Raw genomic sequence first — 14,567 nt, forward strand, 5'->3', positions numbered from 1 at the left:
GTCAGCCGCCTCCGATAAAATGCACGATCTCGATGCGGTCGCCGTCGGCGAGCGCGGTCTTCCCATAGGCCGATCGCGGTACGATCTCCAGATTGCGCTCGACCGCCACCTTGCGCGCGTCGAGTCCAAGTTGCGCCACCAGGGCCGCGACTGTGGCGGCGCCGGAAAGCGCCCTCTGTTCGCCGTTGATGGTCAGCGTCATGACGCCCTCGTGAAGCTAGAAGTTCCGGGATGCTTGTGACCCCCGCCGCCGACCGTTACAAGACGGCGGAATCGACGGCGGAGCCGAATGTCGAAACCGATCTATGTGCTTAGCGGGCCCAACCTCAATCTTCTGGGGGTCCGGGAGCCGGAGATTTACGGAAAAGAGACGCTGGAGGACGTGCGCGCGCGCTGCGAACGTCGGGCCGGCGCCCTTGGTCATGCGGTCGTGTTCCGCCAGACGAACCACGAAGGCCAGTTGATCGACTGGGTGCAAGAGGCCCGCACCGAAGCCTGCGCCGTGGTGATCAATCCTGCGGGCTATGGTCACACTTCCGTGGCCCTGTTGGACGCGCTCAAAACGCTCGATATTCCTGTGGTCGAGTGCCACCTCTCCAACCCTGCGGCGCGCGAAGCGTTCCGCCGCGAAACCTATGTCTCTCTCGTCGCCACCGGAGTTGTCTCCGGCTTCGGCGGCGCGAGCTACGAACTGGCCGTCGAGGCCGCCGCGGGCCTCGCCCGCTAAAGCCAAAGCTCAAGGATTATCACATGGCTAGCAGTCCCAAGGCCCCCGCCGACCCGATCGACGCGCGTCTGGTTCGCAAACTGGCCGACATTCTCACCGAAACCGGCCTGTCCGAGATCGAAGTCGAGCACAACGACCTGAAGATCCGCGTCGCCAAGACCTTGGCGCCCGCGCCGGCCGCCGTGCACTACGCGCCGCCGCCCGCGGCTGTGGCCGCCGCAGCGCCCGCCCCCTCGGCCGCACCCGCCGCCGCGCCGGAAGCCGCCGCGCGCAAGGGCGACGTCGTCAATTCGCCGATGGTCGGCACCGTCTACCTGCAGCCCCAGCCCGACGCTCCGGCCTTCGTGAAGGTTGGCGACACCGTCACCGCCGGCCAGACCCTGCTCATCGTCGAGGCCATGAAGACCATGAACCCGATCCCCGCCCCGCGCGGCGGCAAGATCGTCGAGATCATCGTCCAGGACGCTCAGCCGGTCGAGTTCGGCGAGCCGCTGGTGGTCATCGAGTAGCTCGATGTTCGACAAGATCCTCATCGCCAACCGCGGCGAGATCGCCCTGCGGGTCCACCGGGCCTGCAAGGAGATGGGCATCTCGACCGTCGCGGTCCACTCCGAAGCCGACGCTGGCGCCATGTGGGTGCGGCTGGCCGACGAAAGCGTCTGCATCGGCCCCGCCCCGGCGGCCAAGAGCTACCTGAACATCCCCTCGATCATCGCGGCGGCGGAGATCACGGGCGCCCAGGCCATCCACCCCGGCTACGGTTTCCTGTCCGAGAACGCCCGCTTCGCCGAGATCGTGGCGGCGCACGGCTTCACCTTCATCGGCCCGACGGCCGAGCACATCAAGATGATGGGCGACAAGATCACCGCCAAGCAGGCGGTGAAGGACGCCGGCATCCCCGTGGTGCCCGGTTCCGACGGCGCCGTCACGACCGAGGAAGAAGCCTTTGCGGCGGCCAAGGAGATCGGCTTCCCGGTCCTGATCAAGGCCGCCGCCGGCGGCGGCGGGCGCGGCATGAAGGTCGCCAAGACGGAGGAAGACCTGGCCGAGGCGGTCTCCACCGCCCGCGCCGAGGCCCGCGCCGCGTTCGGCGATGACGCGGTCTATATGGAGCGCTACCTCCAGACCCCGCGTCACATCGAGATCCAGGTCATCGCCGACGCGTTCGGCAATGTCTGCCACCTGGGCGAACGCGACTGCTCGCTGCAGCGCCGTCACCAGAAGGTGCTGGAAGAAGCGCCCTCGCCGGTCATCGATGCGGCGGCCCGCGCCAAGATCGGCAAGGTCGTCGTCGATGCGATCAAGGCCATCGGCTATCTCGGCGTCGGCACCATCGAGTTCCTGTACGAGAACGGCGAGTTCTTCTTCATCGAGATGAACACCCGCCTGCAGGTCGAGCATCCGGTCACCGAGGCGATCACCGGCATCGATCTGGTGCGCGAGCAGATCCGGATCGCCGCGGGCCTGCCGCTGTCGTTCAGGCAGGAGGACGTGGTCTTCGAAGGCCACGCCATCGAGTGCCGCATCAACGCCGAGAACCCGAAGACCTTCGCGCCCTCGCCGGGCCTGGTCACTGACTTCCACGCTCCTGGGGGTCTGGGCGTGCGGCTCGATAGCGCGCTCTACGCCGGCTACTCGATCCCGCCCTACTACGACAGCCTGGTCGGCAAGCTGATCGTCCATGGCCGCGACCGCGAGGAGTGCATCGCGCGGGTCAATCGCTGTCTGGCCGAGATGGTTGTCGGCGGCATCGACACCTCAATCCCGCTCTTCCAGGAACTTCTGCAGCAGCCGGACATCATCGCCGGCGACTACAACATCCACTGGCTGGAACGGTGGATGAAGGCCCAGGAAGAGGCCTGATCTTCAGCTTCCTCCCTCCCCCTTGCGGGGAGGGAGCGCTAGACTTGCCCCATGAAGCGTTTCGGCCCCCGCGAGCTCCTTGAGTGCTATGCCCGCGGCGTGTTTCCGATGGCCGACGCGCGTGAGGACGACCGCGTCTTCCTGATCGATCCCGAAAAGCGCGGCGTGGCGCCGCTGGACGCCTTCCACGTTCCGCGGCGGCTGGCGCGCACGGTGCGCCGGGACCCGTTCGAGATCCGCATGGACACCGCCTTCGCCCGGGTGGTGCTGGAATGCGCCGCGCCCAAGCCTGGACGCACCGAGACCTGGATCAACGGCGTGATCGAGGACCTCTACGGCCAACTACATGAGATGGGCCACGCCCACAGCGTCGAATGCTGGCTGGACGGCGAACTGGTCGGCGGACTCTACGGCGTTTCCCTGGGCGGCGCCTTCTTCGGCGAGAGCATGTTCAGCCGCCGCACCGACGCCTCGAAAGTGGCGCTGGTCCACCTGGTGGCGCGTCTGATCGCCGACGACTTCCTGCTGCTGGACACCCAGTTCATCACCGACCACCTGACGACCTTCGGCGCGGTCGAGATCCCGCGCGTCGAGTATCACCGCCGCTTGGCCCGCGCCCTGGAGCACAGGGCGGAATTTCAGCGCGCGGCGGTCGGCGTCGGCGCAGCGGCCCTGCAGGTGATCAGCCAGGCGTCGTAGACCGGATGTTCCAGCGGATTCAGCCCCGGCGATGAGGCGTACATCCAGCCCCGGAACGCTTGTCGCGGCGGCGGCGTCGGCTTGCCTGGCGCGGCGCGTGGTTGGGACTCGACCGTCAGATAAGCGATCGAATCCTCCAGCGCCTCGTCGGCGGCGGAGCGTTCGCAGGCCTTCACCGTGAAGACCAGGTTCTTGTAGCGGACGGGCCGGCCCACAGCGGCCTCGAAGCGCATGGATTCGGCCGAAACCTTGTCCAGCGCCTGGATCACGGCGACGTCGTAGCGGGCGCGGCGGGCGGTGGCCTCGCTGGGCTTGGCTGCGACCTGGGCCTTGGGCGGCGGCGCGGGCGCGACCTCCTCAGCCTGGATCGGCGGCGCGGCGACAGGCGCGGGAGCGGTCACCTGGGCTGGCGGAGCTTCCTCGGCCGGCGCTGGAGGCGCCGCCGCCGGGGCGGGCGCAGGCGCCGTCGCAGGTCCTGGCGCGGTGGCCGGAGCCGGCTTGGCTGCAGGCGGCGGGATGATCACGGTCGGCGGGCCGCCCTGCGGCGCAGGCTGGGCGAAGCCGACGCCGGCCGCCACGAGAGCCGCCAGCGCACTCAGTCCGGCGATGGTCCGGACCGTCGGCATGCCTATTCCGGGCGCCAGGCCTCGTAGTCGCCTGACGCCTTCTGGCGCTCGCCGCCACGCGCGATCGAGCCCTTGGGTCGCCAGGCGTGCACCGTACCTGTCAGGTTCGGCACGTGGTCCTTCTCCCACGGCTGGCGCTTCAGCGGCTCACGGGTCGGCGGCTCGTCGAAGGTGTAGTGCAGCCAGCCGTGCCATTCGGCCGGAACCTTCGACGCCTCCGCGTAGCCGTTGTAGACGACCCAGCGGCGCTTGCGGCCCTTGTCGTAGGAGTCCTTGTCGTCCTTGGCTTCGTAGTAGCTGTTCCCCAGCTCGTCCTTGCCGACGAACACGCCGCGGCGGCTCACGGTGTTGCGGATGCCGATGGTCGCGCCGTTCCACCAGGTGAAGATATTCTTGAGCACGTTTGGGAATTCCGGACAGACGGGAAAGCGCGCGGACTATAGGCGCCCCGCCCCTCAGCGTCCAGCCGCACGAACGTCGCAATATCTTGGGGATGGAAGCCCCTTCGACCGCAACATCTATTGCCCGCATTAACGATGCTCCCTAGACTCGCGTAGCGGGAGAACCGGACATGGGCGTGGAAGCGGCGAGGATCGAACGGCGGAGCCTGGAACGGGCGTCCATCGTGGCCGAGGTGCTGGCGCCGACCTCGTGGACGGATGCGCGGGTCGAGGCCTGGCTGGACTGGCTGGGCGAGGACGTCGACCTGCCCGCCGCGATCTTCCGATTCGCCGAGGATCTCGTGCAGCGGGGCGACAGCAAGGGGCTGTTCGAGTCGGCGCGGGCGCGCGGCGCGTTCCGACGCGACCTGGGCGCAGCCATGCTGGCCGGCCAGGTGGCCATGGCCGCGCCCCGCGCCGGCGCCGCGACGCCCACTGTCCAGGCCGGCGAGAGCGAATGTGCGACCGCCCTGGCCGCGCTGCGCGCCCAGCATCGGGGACGGGCCATGGCCCGCGCCGCAGCCCGCGAGATGGGCGTGCGGCTGCAGGCGGTGATGGACTCCATCCTGCGCTGCGAGGGCGACCCCGCCGCCTGCGCAGATCTGCGCGCCAACGCAAACCTGGCCCGCAGCGCCGAGGCCGCCCGCAACGCCGGCGCCACCGACGCGATGATCCTTGAGGCCATCGGGCTGGCCAAGGCCGGCGAGCTGGAATGGGGCGCGGCCGAACCCGACTTCGGCGACATCGCCGGACTGGAACTGGTGGTCGTCGCCCATCGCGCGGCCGAGCCGGCCCTGGCCAGCGCCGCCTGGGAGACGGGGGCGGTCGCGGCCGCCTTCACGCCGCAGGCCGCGGCCGGCGTGGCCAGCGCCTGGGGCGGGGTGCGCGGTGCGTTGAACCTGATGGCCTTCGGCGCAGCCGGGGAGTTCGATTCCAGCGGCTTCGCGGCTGCGGTCGCCCTGCTGTCCACCGCCATGTCCGCCGCCGCCGACGAGCGCCCAGCCTCGCTAGGCCTGGTGGGCGTCGCCGACTGGCTGGTGGCCAAAGGCCTCGCCTATGATTCAGAGGCCGGACGCACGGCGATCCGTGACCTCTACCGGCACGCGGCCTCGGCCTGCGTCGCGTCCGGCGCGCGGCTGAACGGCGGGTTGGCGGTATTCGACGATCCGGAACTGTCCCTGCGCCTGGGCGGGGGCTCGGCCTCGGCCGCGCCCTGGCTCGGCCCGGCGACCGTGGCCGAGACCGAGGACGGCGAACTGACCCGCGTGCTGTCGGAGGCCGCCTTGCAAGGCCTGGCCACCCTGGGCGCCGACCTGGCGCAAGCCCGCGCCCACGTGCTGGGGGCAGGCGACCTTTCCGAAGCGCCGGGCGTCGACCACGCCGCTCTGAACGCCCGCGGCTTCACCGAGCATGAAATCGCCCAGGCCGAAGCCGCCCTGCCCTTCGCCGACCGGCTGGCCGAGGCCTTCGCCGGTATCGACCCTGGATTCCTCTGCGACGTGCTGGGGGCCAGCGACACCGATCTCGCCGATCCGCGCTTCGACGTTCTGAAGCTGGCCGGCTTCACCGAGGGCGAGGTCGCCCAGGCGGAGGCTTACGCCCTGGGCGGCAGGCCGCTCAGCGAGGCGCCGTTCCTGACGCCGGTGCAGCAAGCGGTGTTCCAGACAGCCGACGACCTGGGGCCCGAGCCCTATTTCGCCGTGCTGTCGACTATAGCTCACGCCCTGGCGGTTCCGCCCATGGCCGACCTGGAGCTGGAGTGGGACGCGGCGCCAGGCGATGCGGCCGGTCTCATCGCCTTGGCCGCGCAGTCCGGGGTGCCGGCCATCCGCGTGCGGCGCGCCGCTGCGCCGGAAGGTTTGGTGCTGGACCTGCCCAAGGTTTCTGAGCCGCCCCCGCGCGCCGCCCGCGAGGCCGACGCCGAAGCCCGCGCGCCCCAGCCCGAACGGATCGTCGAGCGCATCGTCGAGCGCGACCGCACCCGCCGCAAACTGCCGGACCGCCGCAAGGGCTACATCCAGAAGGCCAGCGTCGGCGGCCACAAGGTTTATCTGCATACCGGCGAGTACGAGGACGGCGAACTCGGCGAGATCTTCATCGACATGCACAAGGAAGGCGCCGCCTTCCGCTCGCTGATGAACAACTTCGCGATCGCGATCTCCATCGGCCTGCAGTACGGCGTGCCGCTGGAAGAGTTCGTCGACGCCTTTGTCTTCACCCGCTTCGAACCGGCAGGTCCCGTCACCGGCAACGACTCCGTCCGCTCCGCGACCTCTATCCTCGACTACCTGTTCCGCGAGCTGGGCGTTTCGTATCTCGATCGCCAGGACCTGGCGAACGCAGACCCGGACGAACTGAACGCCGATGGACTGGGCCAAGGCCAGGCGAGCGACGAGGCGCCGCAGTCAGCCAGCCACCTGATCTCCCGCGGCTTCGCGCGCGGAGCCGCGCCGGACAACCTGGTCTTTTTGCCAAGCGCCGCCCGGGGGCCAGCCGTTGAGGCCGATGTCTGCGCCGCCTGCGGCGATATCGCGGTGGTCCGCAAGGGCGCGAGCCTGATCTGCGAAACCTGCGGCGCGCGCGCGGCTCCGCCCGGCGACATGACAGGCTGACGGGTTCGGGGCCGCTCACCGCATCTTAAAGCTTCACGGTTAAGGAGGACGCTCTTCGTCGGAGGGTTCGACATGAAGCCGCTCGCCCTGATCGGGGTCTTCGCCGCCCTGGCGCTCACCGTGCCGGCGTCCGCCCAGAACGCGGGCCAGATCGCCCAGGCCCGTCGCGGGGCCAGCTGCCCGAAGTGCAACCTCTTCCAGGCCGACATGGCCGGGCTGGAGATGCGGGGGCAGAACTTCGCGGGCGCACGCCTGCGCCAAGCCGACCTGTCCCTATCGGTGATGAACCGAGTCAGCTTCGCCGGGGCCGATCTGCGCGACGTCGAGGCCTATGGCGGCGTCTTCTCGTCGAGCAACTTCGCAGGGGCCGATCTCACCCATTCCAGCTTCGTCGGCACACACCTCTCGGGGGCGAATTTCGCCGGCGCCAAGCTGGAAGGGACGAATTTTTCCGGGGCTGAACTGGACGGCGCACGCGGCTTGTCCCAGGCGCAACTCAACCGGGCGTGCGGCGACGGCTCCACCCGCCTGCCGAGCGGCTTTCGCATTCCGTCATGCGGCTAAGCCGCTGAGAATTACCGCGATTTAAGTAGCGTCCACAGGGGATGGAGAGCACATGCTCTAGCCATGGACCAGCTACGCAACCTTTCGACTCCCCGCCCCACACGTCCCGCCGTCCTGCTCGCCGTGGCGCTCGCCGCTGCGCTTTCGACCGTGCCGGTGGCGGCCCAGGCCATGATGGCCGAGAAGGACGTGGCGCGGATGGTGTCGTTCGGCGGCGCCTGCCCCAAGTGTGAGCTGTCCGGCCGCAAGCTGGCCGGCGCCCACTTCATGGGGGCCAATTTCTCCCAGGCCTCGCTGGTCGGCTCCGACCTCCGCGAAGCGCGCTTCATGGGCGCCAACTTCGCCGGCGCCGACCTCTCGCGCGCCGACCTGTCCGATTCCCAGATCGTCGGCGGCAATTTCGGCGGCGCCATCCTGGTCGACGCCCGCATTCGCGACGTCCAGGCCAAGGGCGTGAACTTCGCCTCGGCGAACCTGGCTCGCGTCGACATGCGCGACACCTCGGCCACGGGCTCCAACTTCGCCCGCGCCCACATGGTGGAAGCGGTGCTGCAGGACACCGAGCTCTCGGGCGCGAATTTCAGCAAGGCCAACGCCCGCGGCGTCAATTTCCGCGACGCGACCCTGACCGGCTCCAATCTCGGCTCGGGGGTTTTCGACAACGCTTCGTTCCGCGACGCGGACCTGACCGCGGCGAACCTGGCCGGCGGCACCTTCGCCGGCGCTGACTTCCGCGGCGCCAGCCTGTCGGCGGCGAACATTGGCGGGGTCGATCTGTCGCGCGCCAAGGGGCTTGATCAGGAGCAGATTGACGAGGCCTGCACTGACAGCGCCACGCGCCTGCCCGCCGGCCTCGTGCTTCGCGGCCGTGGCTGCCACAAGGGCCCGCGCGTGCGTGCGCCCATCCCGCCCGCGCCGCCGGCTCCGCCGCCGCCTCCGGCCGCACCGCGATACCTGGTGGCGGTCGAACACTAACCCCCAAACGATTTGCGGGGGCTTTCGCCCCCGCATTCCGTATCTCTTCTAGACCTTGATCGGCGGCGCGAGCCGGATGTGCAGTTCCTTGAGCTGCTTCTCGCTCACCTCGGACGGCGCGCTCATCAGCAGATCCTGGCCCTGCTGGTTCAGCGGGAAGGCGATGACCTCCCGGATCGCCGTCTCCCCAGCCAACAGCATGACGATGCGGTCGATGCCAGGGGCCAGGCCGCCGTGCGGCGGAGCGCCGTGGCGGAACGCGTTCAGCATGCCGCCGAACTGCTCCTCGACCACGTTCGCGCCATAGCCGGCGATCTCGAACGCCTTGACCATCACTTCGGACAGGTGATTGCGGATCGCGCCCGAGCACAGCTCGTAGCCGTTGCAGACGATATCGTACTGATAGGCGCGGATGGTCAGCGGATCCTGGTTCAGCAGCGCGTCGAGGCCGCCTTGCGGCATCGAGAACGGGTTGTGCGAGAAGTCGACCTTCTGCTCTTCCTCGCTCCACTCGAACATCGGGAAGTCCACGATCCAGCAGAACTTGAACTGGTCCTCGTCGACCAGGTTCAGGTCCGTACCGACCTTGGTGCGCGCCAGACCGGCGAACTTGGCGAAGGCCTTGGGATCACCGGCCACGAAGAACGCCGCGTCGCCCTGCCCCATGCCGATCTGGCTCATCAGCGCCTGGGTGGCGTCCGCGCCGAGGTTCTTGGCGATCGGGCCGCCCCAGCCGCCCTGGTCCTCGGACCAGAAGATATAGCCCAGCCCCGGCTGGCCTTCGCCCTGCGCCCAGCTGTTCATGCGGTCGCAGAAGGCGCGGCTCCCGCCCTTCGGAGCCGGGATCGCCCAGACGGCGTTCTTGGCGTCTTCCAGGATGCGGGCGAACAGGCCGAAGCCGCCGCCGCGGAAGCGCTCGGACACGTCCTGCATCACGATCGGGTTGCGCAGGTCCGGCTTGTCGGTCCCGTACCGCGCCATCGACTGCATGTAGGTCAGGCGCTCGAAGCCTTTGTGCTCGATGGTCTTGCCGAAGTCGTCTTCGTAGGACATCGGCCGGTCGATCGGTGAGACGCGCTTGCCGCCCGAGAACTCGGTGAAGACGCCATGCATCACCGGCTCGATGGCCGCGAACACGTCTTCCTGAGTGACGAAGCTCATCTCGACGTCGAGCTGGTAGAACTCCAGCGAACGGTCGGCGCGCAGGTCTTCGTCGCGGAAGCAGGGCGCGATCTGGAAATAACGGTCGAAGCCCGAGACCATCAGCAGTTGCTTGAACTGCTGCGGCGCCTGGGGCAGCGCGTAGAACTTGGTCGGGTGCAGACGCGAAGGCACCAGGAAGTCGCGCGCGCCTTCCGGTGACGAGGCCGTCAGGATCGGCGTCTGGTACTCCAGGAAGCCCTGCTCGATCATGCGGTTGCGGATCGAGTGGATGACTTTGGACCGCAGCACGATGTTCCGGTGCAAGGTCTCGCGGCGCAGGTCCAGATAGCGGTGCTTCAGGCGGATCTCTTCCGGGTATTCCGGCTCGCCGAAGACCGGCAGCGGCAGTTCGGCCGCTTCCGACAGCACCTCGACGGCGCGCACGCGCACCTCCACCTCGCCCGTCGGCAGGTTGGCGTTCACGGTCTCCGGGCTGCGAGCGACCACCTCGCCGTCGATCTTGATGACGCTCTCGGCGCGAAGGCGCTCGATGACGTCGAAGCCGGGGGTTTCCGGGCTGATGACCAGCTGGGTCAGGCCGTAATGATCGCGCAGGTCGATGAAGACCAGACCGCCGTGGTCGCGCTTGCGGTGGATCCAGCCGGAAAGACGGACGGTCTTGCCCGTGTCGGCGGCGCGGAGAGCGCCCGCGGTGTGGGTGCGGTAGGCGTGCATGGGGAGTCGCTAAGGCTCTGAAAATCGAGCGCGGAAGGGCGCATGCGAGGCCCGGAAAGTCAAGGCGCGAGCACGTGCCGGCGCAGCACCGCCTCCAGCCAGGCAGAGAACACCTTAAGCCTTTCCGGCGCCTGCCGCCGATGCGGATAGAGCAGCGTCATCTGCATGGGCTGAGCCTGGTGATCCTCCATGACCCGCACCAGTTCCCCGGCGGCCACGTGAGGAGCCACGTCGTAAGCGGGAATCTGGATCAGCCCCATGCCGGCAAGGCAGCCGGCGATCAGGCCCTCGGCGCTGTTGACGCAGACGCGGCCACGCATCGGCCGAGTGCGCACGGCCTCCCCCTCCAACCACTCCCAAGGCTCGATCCGGCCACTGGAGGGCAAGGCGTAGTTCACGGCCAGATGCCGGTCGAGATCCTGGGGGCCCCGCGGCGCGCCATACCGCGCGAGATAATCCGGGCTGGCGACATTGATCAGCTCCAGGTCGCCGATGCGACGTCCGACCAGCGCTGAATCGCCCAACGGCCCGACGCGCAGCACGCAATCGGCGCGCTCTTCGACCAGATCGATCGTGCGGTCGGTCATCCCCAGGTCGAGGTCGATCTCCGGATAGCGATCGAGAAACTCCGGCAGGGCGGGCGCGATCACCAGCCGCCCGATACGCCCGGGAACATCGACACGAAGGCGACCGTAGGGCCGCCCACCGGCGTTGCGGAACAGGCCCTCGGCCTCCTCCACGTCCGACAGCAGCCGCAGGCATCGCTCGTAGAACACCGCGCCGTCTTCGGTCGGCGAGACGCGGCGCGTGGTCCGGTGCAGCAGGCGCGCACCCAGCCGCGCTTCCAACGCCTGCACCGCCGCCGACACCGACGAGCGCGGCAGACCAAGACTGTCGGCCGCGCGGGTGAAGCTGGAGCGCTCCACCACCCGCGCGAACACCCGGAAGAGATCAATGCGGTCCATGGTCGGCCTTTTATCCATATTAGACGACCAGTGATGTCACAGCATGCGGATTTATCCAGAAAATGCGCACGGTAGCGTCGGCCATCAGCAGTACGGAGACCGACACATGGCCAACCATGACATCAGGGGTAAGACCGTCCTTATCGCGGGCGGCGCTAAGAACCTCGGCGGCTTGCTCGCCCGTGATCTCGCCGCCCACGGCGCGCGGGCGGTGGCGATCCACTACAACAGCGCCGCCACGACCGCGGACGCCGAAGCCACCGTCCAGGCGGTGCGCGCGGCCGGCGCCGAGGCCTTAGCCCTCCAGGCCGACCTCACCACCGCCGGAGCGATGGAGAAGCTGTTCGACGACGCGGCCGCGGCCTTCGGTCGGCCCGACATCGCCATCAACACGGTCGGGAAGGTGCTGAAGAAGCCGATAGCGCAGATCACCGAGGCCGAGTTCGACGAGATGAGCGCGGTGAACGCCAAGTCCGCCTTCTTCTTCCTTCGTGAGGCCGGCCGCATGCTCAACGACAATGGCAAGGCCTGCACGCTGGTGACCTCGCTGCTGGGCGCATTCACGCCGTTCTATGCGGCCTATGCGGGGATGAAGGCGCCGGTGGAACACTTCACGCGGGCGGCGGCGAAGGAGTTGGGCGAGCGTGGGATTTCCGTGACGGCCATCGGGCCGGGACCGATGGACACCTCGTTCTTCTATCCCGCCGAGGGCGCTGACGCCGTCGCCTACCACAAGGGCGCAGCGGCGCTCTCGGCCTTCTCGAAAACCGGTCTGACCGACATCGAGGACATCGTGCCGTTCATCCGCTTCCTGGTCTCGGACGGTTGGTGGATGACCGGCCAGACCATTCTGGTGAACGGCGGCTACACGACGAAATAGGTGACGACAGTCGGGCGGGAACGCTTCCCGCCCGCTTACTTCGGCTTGAACCGCTTGCTGGTCGGGAAGCCCTTGGGCGCCAGCTTGCCGGCTGCCGAGCGCCGGCCCAGCCACTCGCGCCATTCGCCCCAGACGCGGGTGCGCCCGGCGCCGTCGATCCAGCTCGCGCCGTCCTCGGCGTTGAACACCACCCCGTCGCGCAGGCCGCCTTCGCGGTAGGCTTGAAGTTTCACGCCCTTGCCGCGCGGCATCTCCGGCAGCTCGGTGAGCGGGAAGATCAGGATCTTGCCGTTGTCGCCGATCACCGCGAAGTGGTCGCCGCTCATCGGCAAGGCGAAGGCCGCCCCCTTGGCGCCGGCGTTCAGGACCTGCTTGCCTGCACGGCGAGCCGAGAGGCACTCCTCCTCGGGCAGGATGAAGCCGTAGCCTTCCTTCGAGGCGATCACCCGCTTCGCGCCGGCCTTGAACGGGAAGATATCGACGATGTCGACCTTGTCTTCCAGGTCGAGCATCAGGCGCAGCGGTTCGCCATGGCCGCGGGCTCCCGGCAGCTTGTCGCAGCCCAGGGTGAAGAACCTGCCGTCCGAGGCGAAGATCAGCAGTTTGTCGGTCGTCTCGGCCGCGACGATGAAGCCGAGCTTGTCGCCTTCCTTGAACTTCAGTTCCGACGGGTCCTCGACCTTGCCCTTGGCGGCGCGGATCCAGCCGCGCTCGGAGAGGATCACGGTGATCGGCTCGCGCACGATCATCGCCTCGATGGCGGCGTCGGCGTCGACCACCGGGGCCGTGTCGAAGGTCGAGCGGCGCTTGCCGAGGTTGGTGTCGGGACCGAGGATCGCACGCACGTCCTTCAGGCCCACCCCGACCAGCTTCCACTGGGCGCGGTCCGAGGCCAGCATCTTCAGCAGGCCGTCGCGTTCCTCGGTCAGTTCGGCGTGTTCGCGCCGCAGCTCCATCTCCTCCAGCCGCGCCAACTGGCGTAGGCGGGTGTTGAGGATGGCGTCGGCCTGGATATCCGAGAGGTCGAAAGCCGCGATCAGCTTGGCCTTGGGCTCGTCCTCGTAGCGGACGATGCGGATCACCTCGTCCAGGTTCAGGAAGGCGATGACCAGGCCGTCCAGGATGTGCAGGCGCGCCTCGATCTTGTCGAGGCGGAAGCGCGCCCGGCGCACCACCACCTCGCGGCGGTGGTCGAGGAACGACTGCAGCAGCTGGCGTAGGCCCATGACGCCGGGCGAGCCCTTGGCGTCGAGAACGTTCATGTTGACCGGGAAGCGGCTCTCCAGCGCCGAGAGCTTGAACAGGCTCTCCATCAGTACTTCGGGCTCGACGTTGCGGTTCTTGGGCTCGAGCACCAGGCGCACGTCTTCGGCGCTCTCGTCGCGAACGTCGCCCAGCAGCGGCGCCTTCTTCGTCTCGATCAGGTCGGCGAGCTGCTCGACCAGGTCGGCCTTCTTCACCTGATACGGGATCTCGGTGATGACGATCTGATAAGTCCCGCGGCCGGTCTCTTCCTTTGACCAGCGGGCGCGCACCCGCACGCCGCCGCGTCCGGTGGCGTAGGTCTCGATCAGGCTGTCGCGTGGTTCGACGATCACTCCGCCGGTCGGGAAGTCCGGCCCCTGCACATGCTCCATGAGCCGCGCGGTCTCGGCGTTCGGGTCCTCCAGCAGCACCAGGCAGGCGTCGATCAGTTCGGCGGCGTTGTGCGGCGGGATGGAGGTCGCCATGCCGACGGCGATGCCGCTGGACCCGTTGGCCAGCAGGTTGGGGAACCCGGCCGGCAGCACCACCGGCTCCTCGTCCTCTCCGTCATAAGTCGGACGGAAATCGACCGCATCCTCGTCGATGCCGTCCAGCAGCAGCTGCGCGGCCACGGTGAGCTTGCACTCGGTGTATCGCATGGCCGCGGCGTTATCGCCGTCGATGTTCCCGAAGTTCCCCTGGCCGTCGACCAGCGGGTAACGCTGGGCGAAGTCCTGCGCGAGGCGCACCAGCGCCTCATAGACGGCCACGTCGCCGTGCGGGTGGTACTTACCGATCACGTCGCCGACCACGCGGGCGCACTTCTTGGCCGTCGTGTTCGGGTCGAGCCGCAACTGGCGCATGGCGTACATCAGCCGCCGGTGAACCGGCTTCATCCCGTCGCGCACGTCGGGCAGGGCCCGGCCGGTGATGGTCGAAAGCGCATAGGCGAGATAGCGCCGGGACAGGGCCTCGGTCAGCGGCTCGTCGATGATGCGGTCGCCGTCACCGTCTTCGGGCGGCGGGATGTGCTTGGTCATGGTCGAATCAAACTCGCAGTTCACATCCGTTCTAGCGGGCGCCGCGACGGAAG

At 68.4% G+C, this 14,567-nt stretch carries 14 protein-coding genes; 8 read left to right on the forward strand and 6 right to left on the reverse strand.

Annotation, left to right across the window (positions count from 1 at the left end):
• Position 1: 1 nt before the first annotated feature.
• Positions 2 to 202, reverse strand: coding sequence for a sulfur carrier protein ThiS (gene thiS / locus ACE3T2_RS04955; protein ID WP_374655319.1), 201 nt, complete (start codon positions 200 to 202; stop codon positions 2 to 4).
• 87 nt (positions 203 to 289) lie between these two features.
• Between thiS and ACE3T2_RS04960 the strand changes: the two genes are divergently transcribed.
• Genes ACE3T2_RS04960 through aat form a run of 4 tightly spaced genes read left to right on the forward strand, consistent with a single transcriptional unit; the run spans position 290 to position 3,289 of the window.
• Positions 290 to 727, forward strand: a complete 438-nt coding sequence (locus ACE3T2_RS04960; RefSeq protein WP_374655321.1) for a type II 3-dehydroquinate dehydratase — start codon at positions 290 to 292, stop codon at positions 725 to 727.
• A gap of 23 nt (positions 728 to 750) precedes the next feature.
• Positions 751 to 1,236 carry an acetyl-CoA carboxylase biotin carboxyl carrier protein gene (gene accB / locus ACE3T2_RS04965; protein WP_374655323.1) on the forward strand — a complete coding sequence of 162 codons (486 nt, stop codon included), beginning with the start codon at positions 751 to 753 and terminating at the stop codon, positions 1,234 to 1,236.
• Positions 1,237 to 1,240: 4 nt separating this feature from the next.
• Positions 1,241 to 2,590, forward strand: coding sequence for an acetyl-CoA carboxylase biotin carboxylase subunit (gene accC, locus ACE3T2_RS04970; RefSeq protein ID WP_374655325.1), 1,350 nt, complete (start codon positions 1,241 to 1,243; stop codon positions 2,588 to 2,590).
• A 51-nt stretch (positions 2,591 to 2,641) separates the two neighbouring features.
• Positions 2,642 to 3,289 (forward strand): leucyl/phenylalanyl-tRNA--protein transferase, encoded by a 648-nt coding sequence (aat, locus tag ACE3T2_RS04975; protein ID WP_374655327.1) that lies wholly within the window; start codon positions 2,642 to 2,644, stop codon positions 3,287 to 3,289.
• Here the strand turns inward: aat and ACE3T2_RS04980 are convergent.
• A complete protein-coding gene (locus ACE3T2_RS04980) occupies positions 3,229 to 3,915 on the reverse strand; it encodes a DUF2155 domain-containing protein (protein ID WP_374655329.1) in 687 nt (228 codons plus the stop codon). The two genes, aat and ACE3T2_RS04980, sit on opposite strands and share 61 nt — an antisense overlap.
• Before the next feature lie 2 nt (positions 3,916 to 3,917).
• Positions 3,918 to 4,316: an NADH:ubiquinone oxidoreductase subunit NDUFA12 gene (locus ACE3T2_RS04985; RefSeq protein WP_374655331.1), complete on the reverse strand. Its 399-nt coding sequence runs from the start codon at positions 4,314 to 4,316 to the stop codon at positions 3,918 to 3,920.
• A gap of 170 nt (positions 4,317 to 4,486) precedes the next feature.
• Here ACE3T2_RS04985 and ACE3T2_RS04990 point away from each other — a divergent pair, with 170 nt between their 5' ends.
• From ACE3T2_RS04990 to ACE3T2_RS05000, 3 genes are all read left to right on the forward strand, one after another.
• On the forward strand, positions 4,487 to 6,967 hold the full coding sequence (locus ACE3T2_RS04990) for a ribonucleotide reductase (protein ID WP_374655332.1): 2,481 nt from the start codon (positions 4,487 to 4,489) through the stop codon (positions 6,965 to 6,967).
• Positions 6,968 to 7,039: 72 nt separating this feature from the next.
• A complete protein-coding gene (locus tag ACE3T2_RS04995) occupies positions 7,040 to 7,531 on the forward strand; it encodes a pentapeptide repeat-containing protein (RefSeq protein WP_374655334.1) in 492 nt (163 codons plus the stop codon).
• A 63-nt stretch (positions 7,532 to 7,594) separates the two neighbouring features.
• Positions 7,595 to 8,506, forward strand: coding sequence for a pentapeptide repeat-containing protein (locus tag ACE3T2_RS05000; RefSeq protein WP_374655336.1), 912 nt, complete (start codon positions 7,595 to 7,597; stop codon positions 8,504 to 8,506).
• Between the two features lie 48 nt (positions 8,507 to 8,554).
• On the opposite strand, the gene aspS is transcribed toward ACE3T2_RS05000, so the two are convergent.
• Positions 8,555 to 10,384 (reverse strand): aspartate--tRNA ligase, encoded by a 1,830-nt coding sequence (aspS, locus tag ACE3T2_RS05005; protein ID WP_374655338.1) that lies wholly within the window; start codon positions 10,382 to 10,384, stop codon positions 8,555 to 8,557.
• A 59-nt stretch (positions 10,385 to 10,443) separates the two neighbouring features.
• Positions 10,444 to 11,349 carry a LysR family transcriptional regulator gene (locus ACE3T2_RS05010; protein WP_374655340.1) on the reverse strand — a complete coding sequence of 302 codons (906 nt, stop codon included), beginning with the start codon at positions 11,347 to 11,349 and terminating at the stop codon, positions 10,444 to 10,446.
• A 106-nt stretch (positions 11,350 to 11,455) separates the two neighbouring features.
• Here ACE3T2_RS05010 and ACE3T2_RS05015 point away from each other — a divergent pair, with 106 nt between their 5' ends.
• Positions 11,456 to 12,229, forward strand: a complete 774-nt coding sequence (locus tag ACE3T2_RS05015; RefSeq protein ID WP_374655342.1) for an SDR family oxidoreductase — start codon at positions 11,456 to 11,458, stop codon at positions 12,227 to 12,229.
• A gap of 35 nt (positions 12,230 to 12,264) precedes the next feature.
• Here the strand turns inward: ACE3T2_RS05015 and parC are convergent, their stop codons facing one another.
• Positions 12,265 to 14,514, reverse strand: a complete 2,250-nt coding sequence (gene parC, locus ACE3T2_RS05020) for a DNA topoisomerase IV subunit A (RefSeq protein WP_374655344.1) — start codon at positions 14,512 to 14,514, stop codon at positions 12,265 to 12,267.
• Between the last annotated feature and the right edge of the window lie 53 nt (positions 14,515 to 14,567).

The sequence above is a fragment of the Phenylobacterium sp. genome (assembly GCF_041919955.1).
Classification (GTDB): Bacteria; Pseudomonadota; Alphaproteobacteria; order Caulobacterales; family Caulobacteraceae; genus Phenylobacterium.